Origin of the sequence: Candidatus Allofournierella excrementigallinarum (assembly GCF_944388085.1) — a bacterium.
In the GTDB taxonomy this organism is placed as follows: domain Bacteria; phylum Bacillota; class Clostridia; order Oscillospirales; family Ruminococcaceae; genus Allofournierella_A; species Allofournierella_A excrementigallinarum.
Genome location: NZ_CALXHK010000005.1, coordinates 14,599 through 28,622 on the forward strand (window position 1 = coordinate 14,599; position 14,024 = coordinate 28,622).

Below are 14,024 nucleotides of genomic sequence, written 5' to 3' on the forward strand. Positions count from 1 at the left end.
AAAAAAAGGACGGTGGCAAAATACCCCCTGATGCAGGAAAACAAGCTGCATCAGGGGGTATTGTCATGGAAAATCACGCTTATTCCTTGATTTGTTAGTCTATTTGTTGGTTTATCACTGCTTTCCAGCGTGTTTGAGGTGTGTTTTAAAATCGCGAGAGCAAAACAAAAACCCCGCAAACCGTCTGCTTAAACCGGTTTGCGGGGTTTTAAATGGGGCTGTTAATGCGATTCGAACGCACGACCTCATCCTTACCAAGGGGGAACTGAATGGCTTGATATAGCCATTTGTGAGTGCCTCGTGCCAAAAACGTGCCAAACGGCTGTTCTTTTTTTCGATTTACTCCACCATCTTAGAGAACTCATTGGCAGTAAATTCCCGGCTCTGGCGGTTGCGGATGTACTTCTTATTCGTTACGTCAAAATCCGTGTGCCCAATCAGCTTAGCAATGACTTCCGGTTTAACACCAGACTGATACAGCATCAGGGCAAATGTATTTCGGGTGCTGTGCGGAGTGATTTTATCGCCGTACTCGTCTGTGGTCGGTATACCACACAGGGCAAGCACTTCCGGGAAATACTTGCGCAGATACCGGTCATAGGTGGGATGCTTGCCGTCCAGCACAATCAGCCAATCACCCGGAGTGGCCATAAAATACTCGATAAACGGACGGATTTTTGCGTGGATAGGTACTTCACGGTTGCGCCCCTCGGCGGTCTTGATGCCGCCCACGCAGTAGCCGTGGGGGTAGTCGCCGCGCTCATTGTTCTCAGGGTCGAGATGGACATCGGCCTTTTTCATTTGCAGGAGCGCCTCGGCCCGCCAGCCCATATAGATATAAATCAGCACCAGCTTTACCGCGTCATTGTCAGTGTGAGCGAACAAACGGTCAATCATGTTGTGCGAAAAAACACCGTGAGCCTTGGATACTTCGCCGTCAACAGAAACAAGGTCGCCGTAGTTTGTGGTGATAATGTTGGAGCCGATAGCTTCTTCGCAAATCAGCTTGACGAGATTGCGAATTTTCATACGGCTCTCACGGGACAAGGGTGCAGCTTTCTGTGCGCACAGGGCATTGTAGCGTGCCCGTTCACTGGGCTTCATCGCCGCCACTTCATCAGCCGTGCGCTCTTTGTAGCGCTTGTGCGTTGTGGCGGACATAATAAGGGCTTCGTAGTCCGCTTTAGTCAAATCGCGCATTTTCCGGCTCTGCAGGGCGCAAAGATGTGACCAGGCCATCGAAATGCCCTCTTTCCCTTTGTCGGATAACCGGGCGTAACGAGTGGAGGCAAGATAAGCCTGATACACTTGCCCTAAGGTGTAATTGTATTTGTCAGCAGCCAGCGCCTTGCGGTCATCGTAGCTGCGTATCGCTGCCGCAGCAGCGCTCTCGGTCACATAGGTGCCAAGGGAGAGAGCGTGTCCACCCCTCATAATACGTGATTGATATTTTCCCGAAGGCAACAGGCGTATGCTGCCGTCGCCATTGCGATGCTTTTTCTTTGCTTTGGGCGGCTTTGCTTCCCTGCACTGCTTTTTGCCGCAGTTCGGGCAAAAGCGAAAGTGGTCGGCAATCTCCTCGCCACAACGTTTACACATCATGGTGCGTATCCTCCAATCCAATATAGCGCAAAAAAGGGATACGCGGTATTTTGAGTTGTGAGCCGATACGCGTCACCGGGAACCCGAGTGCAGATGCATCTTCCCGCGCTTGATTGCGGATGCTCTGGGGGTCTACCCTCAAAATATCCGCAATATCGCCCGCGGTCAAAAAGGCTTCTTTGCTGTGTTGCAAATCGTATAAATTCATGGGGTGTCAGTCCTTATCATAGATAATGGCTGACGACCACATCGCAGCGGCTATGGCCCAAATTATGGGACACGGCCATCAATATCCCCTTGTCATAAGTTTTGCCTTTGCGGTCTGCCCGGCAGCGATAGAGCCGCCCGGAGGCCGCTTCCTGTGCCTCATAGTATCGGTACAGGTCTTGCGCGTATTGGGCGCGTAGATAGTGCAGCGGCATATCCTTGGGCAGAGCCGAGCGCGAAAACAGACGTTGCTTGCTGCCGGTCTTAGCGGCTTTGGGATTCCGTGCGTAGGCGGCAAAAATTTCTTGCACAGCGGCTTCGTAAGCAGGCAGGACAATCGCCTCCCTCTCCTTGCCGCCTTTCTCGCGGAGATGCACATACAAATGTCCATCCCGTGCAATCAAATCATCCGCCGTCAGCCCAAGAATACCGCCCCGCCGTGCCCCGCAGGCGCGGGCAATCGTGCGCACCGCTTCTTGCTCCGGCGTATGATGCCGGGTGTCTGCCGCGCTCGTTTGCCGCCCGCGCTTGATATCGGCGCGGTGGCGGGCGGGCAGATGCTCAACAGCGAACAATGACGCATAATCAGCGCCGTAGACCGAACACAGAGCATAGACCCGCGTGCGTATCGTCCATGCGGAAAGCCCCCGCGCCTGCATTTCAGCGTAATAGGCCGGAAGATACGGGCGGCACTCGTCCAGTCGCTTGCACCCGTATCGGGCAGCAATCCAGCGCAGGGCCGTCAATGCTTGCTTAACATAGGTGGCGTACGATGATGTGGCGTACAGCCCCGTGATTTGGGTGTAATGCGATTGCGTCCGCTGTGCCTCGGCGCGGGCCGCCTGCTTGGCAGCGTGTTTGCTCTGGCCGCGCTTATCACGCTGGGCAAGAGCCGTTTTGACCTCATGGGTCAAACGCTTGGTCACAGTTTTGGACAACATCCTGTACACCCCTCTGCTATGTGTGGGCTAAGGCTGACACCACCTGCCGCAATGCCCCGGCACGGGCCCTATGGGTAAAGGCAAGCCGGACGATAACGCTCAATCTGGGGGCGTGCCCGCGCATATCGGGCCGTATATACTGCACCGTGGCCTTATCATGGTGCGCATACATTTGGTCATTGATAATTATCGATTTGATTTTTGTGCTGTGTTGCCCGTGATATGGTCACCCCTATGCGTGGGACGCAAGAACACAACAAGTTTGCCCGGCGATCCTCGCGAAGCGAGGGCCGCCGGGCTTATAAAACACCATATGCTATTTGTTCTTATCGCAAATTTCACTTTTCTATCTCATTTCTTATAACCCCCTATTATGCAAAGAAAAAAGGCGGTAGCTAAACAGCTACCGCCTGAAATCCGCAGTTGGCAAGTTCCCCCAAACTGGCGCACTTGTCCCACGGAATTTTCGGAACACCCTAAATCCTGTTCGTGTTGTAGAGCAGGTTTTGATGATTCTGTGCTTATATTATATTACACTTGCTTCCGAAGGTCGATGACGGATATCGCAACGTATCAGTCAATATCGTCTTCTACTTCCAGTACGTGAAAAGCAGGGCAGTCAAAAAATTCATACAGCGAAATCTTCATGCCATCGCACAGCAGTTTGATTGTTACAACGCCGGGGTTTTTACTTGTGCCGTAGATAATGTTTTTTACCGTCGTTGGCGGCACACCAGCCGCCCGGGCAAGAGAGTTGATATTGTAGCCCTTTTCGGCACAAAGCTGTTGTATCCGTATGGCCACTGCCTTTTGTGTCTGCATCCCATCACCGTCCATTTATAGTCTTTCCGCTTCTCGTAGTGTAATTTAAGGCGATAGGCAACAAAGACTTTATATGGACTTTTGCGATTGAACGGAGTATAATACTGACAATACCACTTTATTTAAGGAGGAAAACATGAAAAAAGCAGTTTTACTTGCGACTGTGTGTTTGATGCTGTGCCTTGTGGCTTGCGATAATCAGGACGTGTCAAGCAATTCCACGGGCAGCAGCGCATCGGTAAGTTCGGTCGCCTCTGATGCAAATTCCGCTGCAAGCAGTGCGGCATCCGGTAGTAAGACGGATGGGGAAGAGGTTGCGTCCGCCTCTTCTTCGGCGCAAGAGGCCGCAAACAGCAAAACAAGCGCATCAACAGCTTCATCCAACAAGCAAGGCGGGAGTAACAACAAAACCCCTGGTGCGACGCAGGCCCCGGCAGGAAATGGCAGCGGTAACAAGACGCCTGCCCCCACCCCTGCACCTGCGCCTGACCCCACTCCTGCGCCTGCGCCCAATCCGACTCCGGCTCCTGATACCGGTAACAATGACGGTAATCTGGTGACCGGTGGCGGCAACATCAATGACATTATTCCTGGAGCCCCTGAGAAGAATCCTGATGGTACTTGGGAGGGTGATGGCGGAAACGCAACCCCTGGTGACCAAGTTATTCCTCCGGAACCGGACCCTGCCCCTCCTGCTGATAATGGCAATCTGGTGACTGGCGGTGGTAATATCAATGATATTATCCAGGGCGCTCCTGAGCAGAATCCCGATGGAACTTGGGAAGGTGATGGCGGAAACGCAACCCCTGGTGACCAAGTTATCCCTCCAGAGCCCACTTTCTAAGGAGCCTACAAGAAGAGACCTCATAAAGAGGTCTCTTCTTTTTTTGTCGGATTGCTTTACTAAAAACTTGTTTCTCCCCGAAAAGTAAAGATACTGGGCGTAGAAATGCCCGGCGATCCGCCGGGCATTTTTGCTTTATAAAAACGGTACCTTTGAGCGGGGGACATAACGTATCAGTGTGTCCCTATTATGCAGAGTTTCGCCAGCAGCCTCGCAAATAGCCTTGTATTCGCTATCGCTTATCATGCCGCCGAAAATACGCTCAGGACGCTCGAGACCATGACTGCTTATTATACGTCGATGGCCTTTTGGCAGCGGAGCACAAGTGTCCAGATACATCGTCTTGGTCAGATATGTGGCAAGGGCGTCATAATCTTTTTGAGTGTTGCCTACCCTCTCAACTAGACAATATCCGCGCTGCCCAAATGCAGGAGTCGCAAAGCAGCCGATGCCAGCTGCCATACGCCGATATATAATTGACGGCAAGCCCTTGTCGGCCATGCTGTAGGGTTGCAGCATATCAAGAGGCATATCCGTCATCATAATATGCCCATGCCAGCGGCCAGGCGAAATTTCGTCGTTGTTTGACAGCTCAGGCACAATGATATATCCAATCGGTTCGTTGCTGTGGCGCTTGATGTTGCGCAGCCCGCCTTTGCACGCCCGCACCACATCCTCCCTTGTGGGGGGGCTGCCATCCGTGTGGTTTCCCAACGTCAGCGTGATGAAGAAACCGAAATTGTTGGAGTGCAAGATGTCAGCTACAATGCGCCGTGACCGAGACAAGGATGTACGTTTGTTTTCCCGTTCTCGCTCGCTAATAGAATTTGGCAACATAGTAATGTTGTTTGGCGATGCCTGCGTGACAATCTTTATGACATCAGGCCCACAACGATAGGCTTGTATATTATGGCTCATGATTTTAGATGATTCTCCTTTCTGCACCGTGACACCGAGCAACTCCAAAAGCCATCTGATGTTTGGTCGAAAAGTGTCACGCTAAATCCAGTCCCTTTCCGCCGACACGGCGGGCAGAGATGTAGTTTTATTTGCGAACATACGGCGAAATAAACACAGAATACACGTCCTCAGATGGTATAGAAAAGTAGTCCATCATTGCTTGGATAGCCCAGAGCGGCCATTGTATGGTACCGCACATATACCTCGACAGGGTGGCCGGGTCAACGTTCAGGACATCCATCGCAACCTGCCCTTGTTTCAGTCCATGCTGGGCATACTTACCATGCAGGTACGTTTTCGATTCTTTCATCGTCATAATTACACCTCCTTTCCGGTTGCTAAGATGATAGAGCGCTTTTCGGGGTAAAAACATCCCAAGCTCTTTGTACATACTATTCTTTTTACTTTTCGGGGCAAAACAATAAAAAACAATAAAAAATAACAGGTTACCCCGTACTATAACTTCGTTATAGTACGGAATAACCCGTTATATGTGTTTTTTCATGCCAAACGCGTGCCAAACGCCAGGCGATTTCATGCCTTTTGAGACCACAAGAGAAAAAGAAAAAGCCGCTTGAACAACGTGTTCAAGCGGCTTTCTGGAGCTGTTAATGCGATTCGAACGCACGACCTCATCCTTACCAAGGATGTGCTCTGCCGACTGAGCTATAACAGCAAATGGCGACCCGGATGAGGCTCGAACTCACGACCTCTAGCGTGACAGGCTAGCGTTCTAACCGACTGAACTACCGGGCCACATCGCGATTGGCGACGTGTTTTATTATATCCAACGAAGGGAAGAATGTCAACACTTTTTTTCAAAAAATGATGAAGAAAAAAACAGGAGCTTATCCGCCGCCGGGGGCTTGACTTTCTGCAAGTTTTTTTGTATAGTAATGAAGTGCTCAAAACATAGGGGTATAGCTCAGCTGGTAGAGCAGCGGTCTCCAAAACCGCGTGCCGAGGGTTCGAATCCTTCTGCCCCTGCCAAAAAAGAACGCCGCGCCAGCGGCGTTTTTTTTGTGCGAAGGGCAGAGGATACCCGAGGCACGCGGAGCGTGCCGGGCGCCCGCGCCGAGCGCCGCCGGTGGCGGATGCAGCGAAGGGGCGGGTGGCGCAGCGGTCAAAATTCCGTGGGGCGGCAAAGCCGCCCCGGGAATTTTGGGCACCGCAAGAGGGAGGCGGCTGCCCGTTTTTGCTTAGCTGCCGGCAACAATGGAAGAAAAAGAACAGGCAGGCCGCCGGCGGCAAGGGAAAACGCAAAGGTAAGCGCAAAACACCAAGGGCCCGGTCATGCCGGCCGGGCCCTTGGGTTTCATGGGTTCAATTGGGCAGCGAGAACTCCGCCACCCGCCAGCCGCCGGCGGTGAGCTCCAGCCGCACCGGTGTGGCGGCAGCCTCCACGGGGGTGTATACGTTGCCCGGGCCCCAACCGGCAAAATTTTCGTCGTCCTCGTCCAGATAGAGCGACAACTGCCAGAACAGCAGGCTGCCATCCGGCTGCAAAACGGGCTCGGTGAACACCGCGCCGCAGTAGGCAATGTAGCCGCCCCGGTCGCTTATCATAAAACGGATGGTGTCGTTCTCACCCTGATAGAACAGGGAGGGTTCGGGGCGCGCGTCAGCAGCAAGGGGGCCGCCCAGCATCTCGCCGGATGCTTCGGGGGTGAAAATGCAGTTCAGGAACTGCTCCAACTCGCTGTAGCGAACATACAGCGCGCCCTCTGTGGAGGTGTAGCTCCAGGTGGCCTCATCGTATTCGCTGGGATCAATGCCGTGGTGCGCCCCGTGGTGATGAGCCAAAAAGTAATGGGCGGAGGCCAGGGCGGCGGCGGCCTGCTCGTCCAGGGCGGCGGGCACAATGTAGGAGGCGGACCTGTCGTAAAGGGACGCCACCCAGGGAACTTCCACTGTGACCTGCTGCACGGAGATTTTGGGCAGAACGTACCCTTCGGCATGGATGGACATGGCCCCTTCAGGCGGTGGATAGTCCGGGTCGTCCAGCTCGGAGAAAGAACCGGCGGGCAGGCCGAAGGCGGCGTCGGCCTCCTCCAGAGTCCCCTCCCAGGCCCGGATGCGCAATTCCACCTGTTCGGGCCAGAGGACCTGTTCGCCCAGCGAAAGCTCCGCGGGCTCCATGGTGCAGTCAGGGGCGTTGGCGGGCATGGCGGCCCGCCAGTCCTCCAGGCTGACTTCCTGCGCCGCGGGGGCGGAGGAAGGGGTGGATCCGGGGTCCGGCGACGGGGCGGAAGCGGGCGCGCTGGCCGGCCCGCCGGAAGAGGGGGCGGGCGCGGAACAGCCCGCCAGCAGAACGGCGCAGGCCAGCGCCGCCGCGAAGATGCGCTTCATGGTTTTGCCTCCTTTGGCCTGCCCGGCGAAAGGGCAGAGCGGTTCTTTGCCCTTTAAACGGCGGAGGCGGCGGGTTTTATTTCATTCCGCCCGGCGAAAAGAAGAGGCCTGCTTTGTGCGAGCCGGCACAAAACAGGCCTCTTTTGTGGGTTCACATGCCGGCCAGCAGGCCGTCCACGAACTGGCGGGCCAGGCGGGCGCTGCGCCCGCCCCGCTCCAGCGCATAGCGCTCGGCGCGGCGCTCCAGCTCGCCGGCGGGCAGCTGCACCCCGCCTGCCGCCGCCAGATGCCGCACGATGTGCAAAAAGGTGGCCTTGTCTGGCTTGGAGAAGGTGATGTGAATGCCGAACCGCTCCGATAGGCTCACCAGCTCCTGCATGGTGTCGTTGCGGTGCACCTCGTCGCCCTCACGGTCACTGAATTTCTCCTTGATGATGTGCCGCCGGTTGCTGGTGGCATAAATGACCACGTTCTTCGACTTGGCCGTCACCGAGCCCTCCAGCACCGCCTTGAGGGCGCTGTAGTTGTCGTCGTCCTTCAAAAAGGAGAGATCGTCGATGAACAAAACGAACTTCAGCGGGTTTGCCGCCAGCTCGTCCAGCACATGGGGGATGGCCCGCAGCTGGTCCTTGCGCACCTCGATGATGCGCAGCCCCTCGCCGAACAAAGCGTTGCCGACGGCCTTCACCGCCGAGGATTTGCCGGTGCCCGCGTCGCCGGTGAGCAGGATGTTCGCCGCCGGCTTGCCCGCCAGCAGGGCCCGGGTGTTGCGCAGGATGATCTCCCGCTGGGCCTCGTAGTCCACCAGGTCCTCCAGCTTTGTCGTGTCCGGGTGGCGCACCGGGGCGATGCGGCCCGCCTCGTCCAGATAGAACATGCGGTTGGCCGCCCACACGCCGTAGCCGTAGCGGTGGATGTTTTTGACCCGGTGCATGTAGCTGCCCGGCAGGTCCACCCCGCCCGCCTCATAGCGGGGCAGGGGAGCGGCGGCTTCGGGCAGGGCCGCCAGCAGCGCGTCGGGGCCAAGGTCCGCCGCCCGCTGCAGGCAGTCCAGCTCGGCGGCCAGCGCCGCCGCCATGCAGGCCGGCGGCGTTTGACCCGCGCCCACCGTGCGTACATAGACGTTGGCGCTGTCCTCGCAAAGGCGCAGGATGTGCCGGCCCAATTCGCCCCCGCTGGCCTCATAGAGCGCCGCCACGAAGGCGGCGTAGCGCCCGGCGGAAGGGGAGTCCAGACATTCCTTCAGCGCCGCCAGCACCGGGTCGGCCAGCAGCGGCCGGAACACCGCCAGCGCGTTTAGCCCGGCGGCCAGGCTTTTCAGTTCCTTCGCTTCCATCATCCGTTCAGGATCGCCCCGTAGGCGCCGCCGGAGACCAGGGCGGCGTACCGCTTGAGGTAACCCGTGACCTCCTTTTTCTTGGGCACGAAATGCTTCATGCGCTCGTCCAGCACCGCCTGGTCCACCAGCAGCTCGATGGAGTGGCCGGGGATGTCGATGCGGATGAGGTCGCCTTCTTCCACCACGCCGATGAGGCCGCCGGAGGCCGCCTCCGGGGTGATGTGGCCCACGCATGCGCCGCGGGTGGCGCCGCTGAAGCGGCCGTCGGTGATGAGGGCCACGCTGCCCCCCAGCCCCATGCCCATGATGGCGGAGGTGGGGTTGAGCATCTCCCGCATGCCGGGGCCGCCCTTCGGGCCCTCGTAGCGGATGACCACCACGTCCCCGGGCCTGATGAGGCCGGCGTTGATGGCCTTCTGGGCGTCTTCCTCGCCGTCGAACACCCGGGCGGGGCCCTCGTGCACCAGCATCTCGGGCGCAACGGCGCTGCGCTTGACCACGCTGCCCTCGGGGGCAAGGTTGCCTCGCAGCACGGCGATGCCGCCGGTGGCGCTGTAGGGGCTTTCGATGGGACGGATGACCTCGTGGTCCAGGTTGGGGCATTCAGCGATGCACTCGCCGATGGTGCGGCCGGAAACGGTCATACAGTCGGTGTTCAGAAGACCCTTTTTGTTCAATTCATTCATCACCGCGTACACGCCGCCCGCCTCGTCCAGCTGCTCGATGTAGGTGCGGCCGGCGGGGGCCAGATGGCACAGGTTGGGCGTTTTCTCGCTGATGGCGTTGGCCACGTCCAGGTTCAGCTCCACGCCGCACTCGTGGGCGATGGCCGGCAGGTGCAGCATGCTGTTGGTGGAGCAGCCCAGGGCCATGTCCACGGTGAGGGCGTTCATCAGCGCCTCTTTGCTCATGATCTGGCGGGCGGTGACGCCCTTGCGCACCATGTCCATCACCGCCATGCCCGCGCGCTTGGCCAGCTCGATGCGGGCGGAATAGACCGCGGGGATGGTGCCGTTGCCCCGAAGGCCCATGCCCATGGCCTCGGTGAGGCAGTTCATGGAGTTGGCGGTGTACATGCCGGAGCAGGAACCGCAAGTGGGGCAGGTCTTGCACTCGTATTCATGGAGCTTTGCCTCGTCGATGGCGCCGGCGTTGTACTGGCCCACCGCCTCCGACAGGGTGGAGAAGCTGGTGCGCGCCCCGTCCACGTGGCCTGCCAGCATGGGCCCGCCGCTGACGAACACGGTGGGCAGGTCGAGGCGGGCCGCGGCCATCAGCAGGCCGGGCACATTCTTGTCGCAGTTGGGCACCATCACCAGCGCGTCAAAGCCGTGGGCCAGGGTCATGGCCTCGGTGGAGTCGGCGATGAGGTCCCGGGTGACCAGGGAGTATTTCATGCCGGTGTGGCCCATGGCGATGCCGTCGCACACGGCGATGGCGGGAAAGACGATGGGGGTGCCGCCGGCCATGGCCACGCCCAGCTTCACCGCGTCCACGATCTTGTCCAGATTCATGTGGCCGGGCACGATCTCGTTGTAGCTGCTCACAATGCCCACCAGCGGGCGGCCGATCTCCTCCTCGGTGAGGCCCAGCGCGTGGTAAAGGGCGCGGTGGGGCGCGTTCTGGGCGCCGCATTTCAAAGAATCGCTTTTCATCGGTTCGGTCTCCTTTCAAAAAAGCGCCCCCGCCCGGCGCGGGGCGGGGGCACGGCGCGGGGGTCAGTTGTTGATGAGCTTGTCCTCGTCGCTCCAGCTGTAGAGCTTGCGGATGTCGCGGCCCACGACTTCGCTGGGGTGCTCGGCCGCCAGCTTGCGCATGGCGTTGAAGTGCACCTGGCCGCCCGCAGAAGACATATCCAGCAAAAAGTCCTTGGCAAAGGTGCCGTCCTGGATGTCCTTCAAAATTTTTCGCATGGCCTTCTTGGTGTCCTCGGTGATGATCTTCGGGCCGCTGACGTAGTCGCCGTACTCGGCGGTGTTGGAGATGGAGTAGCGCATGCCCGCAAAACCGCTCTGGTAGATGAGGTCCACGATGAGCTTCATCTCGTGGATGCACTCGAAGTAGGCGTTGCGCTCGTCGTAGCCGGCCTCCACCAGCGTCTCGTAGCCCGCCTGCATCAGGGCGCACACGCCGCCGCACAGCACCGCCTGCTCGCCGAACAGGTCGGTCTCGGTCTCGGTGCGGAAGGTGGTCTCCAGAACGCCGGCCCGGGCGCCGCCGATGCCCAGGGCGTAGGCCAGGGCGATGTCCAGCGCGTCGCCGGTGGCGTCCTGCTCCACGGCCACAAGGCAGGGCACGCCCTTGCCCGCCAGGTACTCGCTGCGCACGGTGTGGCCGGGGCCCTTGGGCGCGATCATGATGACGTTCACGTTCTTCGGAGGCTGGATGCAGCCGAAGTGGATGTTGAAGCCGTGGGCGAAGGCCAGGGTCTTGCCCTCGGTCAGATAAGGCTCAATGCTCTCTTTGTAGAGGGCGGCCTGCTTTTCGTCGTTGATCAGGATCATGATGAGGTCGGCGGCCTTGGCGGCCTCGGCGCTGGTCATCACCTTCATGCCCTGGCCTTCGGCCTTTGCCCAGCTTCTGGAGCCCTCGTACAGGCCCACGACCACGTTGACCCCGCTCTCTTTCAGGTTCAGCGCGTGGGCGTGGCCCTGAGAGCCGTAACCGATGACCGCCACGGTCTTGCCCGCCAGTTTCTGAAGATCGCAGTCCTGCTGATAGAAGATCCTTGCCATGATGTCTTACCCCTTTTCTTTCATTTTAATATTGTATGAAACGCATCAGAAATTGATGGCCTGACGAATGGTGGTGCTGCCCTTGTGCAGCGAGACGCAGCCGGTGCGGCAGATCTCCAAAATGGCGTAGTCCCGCATGAAGTTCAAAAAGTCGTCGATGCGGCGGGTGGTGTCCGCCAGACGGAAGATCATCGAGTCCTTGGCGTAGTCCACCGTGTCTGCCCCGAAGGCGGAGGCGGCGGCGCGAATTTCCTCGCGGGTGTCCGGCTCGTTGACCATCTTGATGAGCAGCAGCTCGCAGCTGATGGAATCGTCGTCGGTGAACTCCTCGATGGACTCCACGTCCGGCAGCTTGTAGAGCTGGTTGACCAGCTGCTGCTTTTTCACCTCCTCGCCGCTGAACACCACGGTGATGCGGGAGAGTTCATTGGATTCGGTCTCGCTCACGGTCAGCGCGCTGATGTTGAACTGACGGCGGCGGAACATGCTGGTCACCCGGTTCAGAACGCCGAACTGGTTGCGCACCAGCACCGCGATGGTGTATCGGTTCATCTGTCGTCACCCACCTTTACAATGATGTCGTCCACGCTGCCGCCCGGGGGCAGCATGGGAAGCACGAATTCGTCCTTTTCGATGGCGCAGTCGATGAGGTAGGGGCTCTCGGCGGCAAAGGCGCGGCCGAAGGCGGCCTCCAGGCCCTCCAGCGTGTCCACCGCCTCGCCCTCGGCTCCGAAGGCCTTGGCCAGCGCCACAAAGTCGGTCTTGCGGCCCAGGACGGTGTTGGAGTAGCGCTTGCCGTAGAACAGCGTCTGCCACTGGCGCACCATGCCCAGCACGCCGTTGTTCATCAGCAGGATGACCACCGGCACCCGGTAGGTCACGGCGGTGGCCAGTTCGTTCAGGCACATGCCGAAGGAGCCGTCGCCGGTCACCAGCACGCTGCGCCCGCCGGCGCCATAGGCCGCGCCGATGGCCGCGCCCATGCCGTAGCCCATGGTGCCCAGGCCCCCGCTGGAGGCAAAGCGCCGGGGCTTTTTGAAGCGGAGGTTTTGGGCCGCCCACATCTGGTGCTGGCCCACGTCGGTGGCCACCGGGGTGTCTTCGCCCAAAAAGGCGTTCAGCGTCAGGATGGCGTTGCGGGGGGTCAGGCCGGGGCGGCGGTCGGCGCTCGTCGCTTCCTCTGCCCGCAGCCGGGCCAGCTTTTCCTGCCACTCGGGGTTTTTGACCTCGTTCACCAGCGGCAGCAGCCGCTGCAAGGTCTGCTTCACGTCGCCCCGCAGGCCCACCGCCGCGGGCACGTTTTTCGAGAGTTCCGAGCCGTCCACGTCGATCTGCACGATGCGCGCGCCGGGGGCGAAGCGGGAGCGGTCGCCGGTGACCCGGTCGTTGAACCGCACGCCCAGGGAGATGATGAGGTCGGCGTTGTGCATCGCCAGGCTGCTGGCGTAGTGGCCGTGCATGCCCTGCATGCCCAGGAAGCGGGGGTGGCTGGTGGGGATGCCGGAGATGCCGGTGAGGGAGCAGCCGATGGGGGCGTCCAGCTTTTCGGCCAGATCCAGCATCTCTGCCTGCGCTCCGGCGGCCACCAGGCCGCCGCCGAAGTAGACGAATGGCCGGCGGGCGGCGTTGATGAGGGCCGCCGCCTGCTCCACCCGCAGCTCCTTGGCCGCCGTGGGGGCGTCCGCCGTCACCGGGGGCTGGGCCTCGTACTCGCACAGGGCGGTCTGCACGTCCTTGGGCACGTCGATGAGCACCGGGCCCGGCCGCCCGGACTGGGCCAGCCGGAAGGCCTCGCGGATGGTCTGTGCCAGTTCGTCCACCGAGCCCACGAAGTAGTTGTGCTTGGTGATGGGCAGCGTCACGCCGGTGATGTCGATCTCCTGGAAGCTGTCGGTGCCGATCTGGGTGGTGGGCACGTTGCCGCACAGCGCCACCATGGGGATGGAGTCGAGGTAGGCCGTGGCGATGCCGGTGACCAGGTTGGTGGCGCCGGGGCCGGAGGTGGAGATGACCACCCCCACCCTGCCGGTGGTGCGGGCGTAGCCGTCCGCCGCGTGGGCGGCGCCCTGCTCATGGGCGGTGAGAACGTGGGTGATCTCGCTTTGGTATTTATAGAGGCTGTCGTAGACGTTCAGGATCTGGCCGCCGGGGTAGCCGAAGACGGTGTCCACGCCCTGCTCGATGAGGGTCCTCACAAGGATGTCTGCGCCGGAAAGCATCATGGT

At 59.5% G+C, this 14,024-nt stretch carries 13 protein-coding genes and 3 tRNA genes; 2 read left to right on the forward strand and 14 right to left on the reverse strand.

Annotated elements, in window-relative coordinates; genetic code table 11:
- Window positions 1–339 precede the first annotated feature (339 nt).
- From ACH2AT_RS01625 to ACH2AT_RS01640, 4 genes are all read right to left on the reverse strand, one after another.
- Window positions 340–1,602: a tyrosine-type recombinase/integrase gene (locus ACH2AT_RS01625; protein WP_394963007.1), complete on the reverse strand. Its 1,263-nt coding sequence runs from the start codon at window positions 1,600–1,602 to the stop codon at window positions 340–342.
- The gene (locus ACH2AT_RS01630) at window positions 1,592–1,810 is read right to left on the reverse strand and encodes a hypothetical protein (RefSeq protein ID WP_394963009.1); all 219 of its coding nucleotides are present in this window, start codon (window positions 1,808–1,810) and stop codon (window positions 1,592–1,594) included. Before ACH2AT_RS01630 ends, ACH2AT_RS01625 begins: the two co-directional genes overlap by 11 nt.
- 16 nt (window positions 1,811–1,826) lie before the next feature.
- Window positions 1,827–2,735 carry a hypothetical protein gene (locus tag ACH2AT_RS01635; RefSeq protein ID WP_394963011.1) on the reverse strand — a complete coding sequence of 303 codons (909 nt, stop codon included), beginning with the start codon at window positions 2,733–2,735 and terminating at the stop codon, window positions 1,827–1,829.
- Between the two features lie 588 nt (window positions 2,736–3,323).
- Window positions 3,324–3,587 (reverse strand): helix-turn-helix domain-containing protein, encoded by a 264-nt coding sequence (locus ACH2AT_RS01640; RefSeq protein ID WP_394963013.1) that lies wholly within the window; start codon window positions 3,585–3,587, stop codon window positions 3,324–3,326.
- Window positions 3,588–3,708: 121 nt separating this feature from the next.
- On the opposite strand from ACH2AT_RS01640, the gene ACH2AT_RS01645 reads away from it, so the two are divergent.
- Window positions 3,709–4,416: a hypothetical protein gene (locus tag ACH2AT_RS01645; protein ID WP_394963015.1), complete on the forward strand. Its 708-nt coding sequence runs from the start codon at window positions 3,709–3,711 to the stop codon at window positions 4,414–4,416.
- Between the two features lie 135 nt (window positions 4,417–4,551).
- Here the strand turns inward: ACH2AT_RS01645 and ACH2AT_RS01650 are convergent, their stop codons facing one another.
- The 4 genes from ACH2AT_RS01650 to ACH2AT_RS01665 all read right to left on the reverse strand — a co-directional run bounded on the left by ACH2AT_RS01650 (window position 4,552) and on the right by ACH2AT_RS01665 (window position 6,132).
- Window positions 4,552–5,334, reverse strand: coding sequence for a hypothetical protein (locus tag ACH2AT_RS01650; protein WP_394963017.1), 783 nt, complete (start codon window positions 5,332–5,334; stop codon window positions 4,552–4,554).
- Between the two features lie 127 nt (window positions 5,335–5,461).
- Window positions 5,462–5,692, reverse strand: coding sequence for a hypothetical protein (locus tag ACH2AT_RS01655; protein ID WP_394963019.1), 231 nt, complete (start codon window positions 5,690–5,692; stop codon window positions 5,462–5,464).
- A 284-nt stretch (window positions 5,693–5,976) separates the two neighbouring features.
- Window positions 5,977–6,052: transfer RNA gene (locus ACH2AT_RS01660), tRNA-Thr, on the reverse strand.
- A gap of 3 nt (window positions 6,053–6,055) precedes the next feature.
- Window positions 6,056–6,132, reverse strand: a tRNA-Asp gene (locus ACH2AT_RS01665).
- A gap of 158 nt (window positions 6,133–6,290) precedes the next feature.
- Here ACH2AT_RS01665 and ACH2AT_RS01670 point away from each other — a divergent pair.
- A tRNA-Trp gene (locus ACH2AT_RS01670) sits at window positions 6,291–6,366 on the forward strand.
- A gap of 333 nt (window positions 6,367–6,699) precedes the next feature.
- On the opposite strand, the gene ACH2AT_RS01675 is transcribed toward ACH2AT_RS01670, so the two are convergent.
- The 6 genes from ACH2AT_RS01675 to ilvB all read right to left on the reverse strand — a co-directional run bounded on the left by ACH2AT_RS01675 (window position 6,700) and on the right by ilvB (window position 14,021).
- Complete coding sequence (locus ACH2AT_RS01675) at window positions 6,700–7,725, reverse strand: hypothetical protein (RefSeq protein WP_394963021.1); 1,026 nt, start codon at window positions 7,723–7,725, stop codon at window positions 6,700–6,702.
- A gap of 151 nt (window positions 7,726–7,876) precedes the next feature.
- Window positions 7,877–9,064, reverse strand: a complete 1,188-nt coding sequence (locus ACH2AT_RS01680; protein WP_394963023.1) for an ATP-binding protein — start codon at window positions 9,062–9,064, stop codon at window positions 7,877–7,879.
- Entirely contained in the window at window positions 9,061–10,719 is a 1,659-nt protein-coding gene (gene ilvD, locus ACH2AT_RS01685) for a dihydroxy-acid dehydratase (protein WP_394963025.1), read from the reverse strand. The genes ACH2AT_RS01680 and ilvD overlap by 4 nt, the downstream gene beginning before the upstream one ends.
- Window positions 10,720–10,782: 63 nt before the next feature.
- Window positions 10,783–11,802 carry a ketol-acid reductoisomerase gene (ilvC, locus tag ACH2AT_RS01690; RefSeq protein WP_394963092.1) on the reverse strand — a complete coding sequence of 340 codons (1,020 nt, stop codon included), beginning with the start codon at window positions 11,800–11,802 and terminating at the stop codon, window positions 10,783–10,785.
- A 42-nt stretch (window positions 11,803–11,844) separates the two neighbouring features.
- Window positions 11,845–12,351: an acetolactate synthase small subunit gene (gene ilvN, locus ACH2AT_RS01695; RefSeq protein WP_394963027.1), complete on the reverse strand. Its 507-nt coding sequence runs from the start codon at window positions 12,349–12,351 to the stop codon at window positions 11,845–11,847.
- Window positions 12,348–14,021: a biosynthetic-type acetolactate synthase large subunit gene (gene ilvB / locus ACH2AT_RS01700; protein WP_394963029.1), complete on the reverse strand. Its 1,674-nt coding sequence runs from the start codon at window positions 14,019–14,021 to the stop codon at window positions 12,348–12,350. The genes ilvN and ilvB overlap by 4 nt, the downstream gene beginning before the upstream one ends.
- Window positions 14,022–14,024 lie beyond the last annotated feature (3 nt).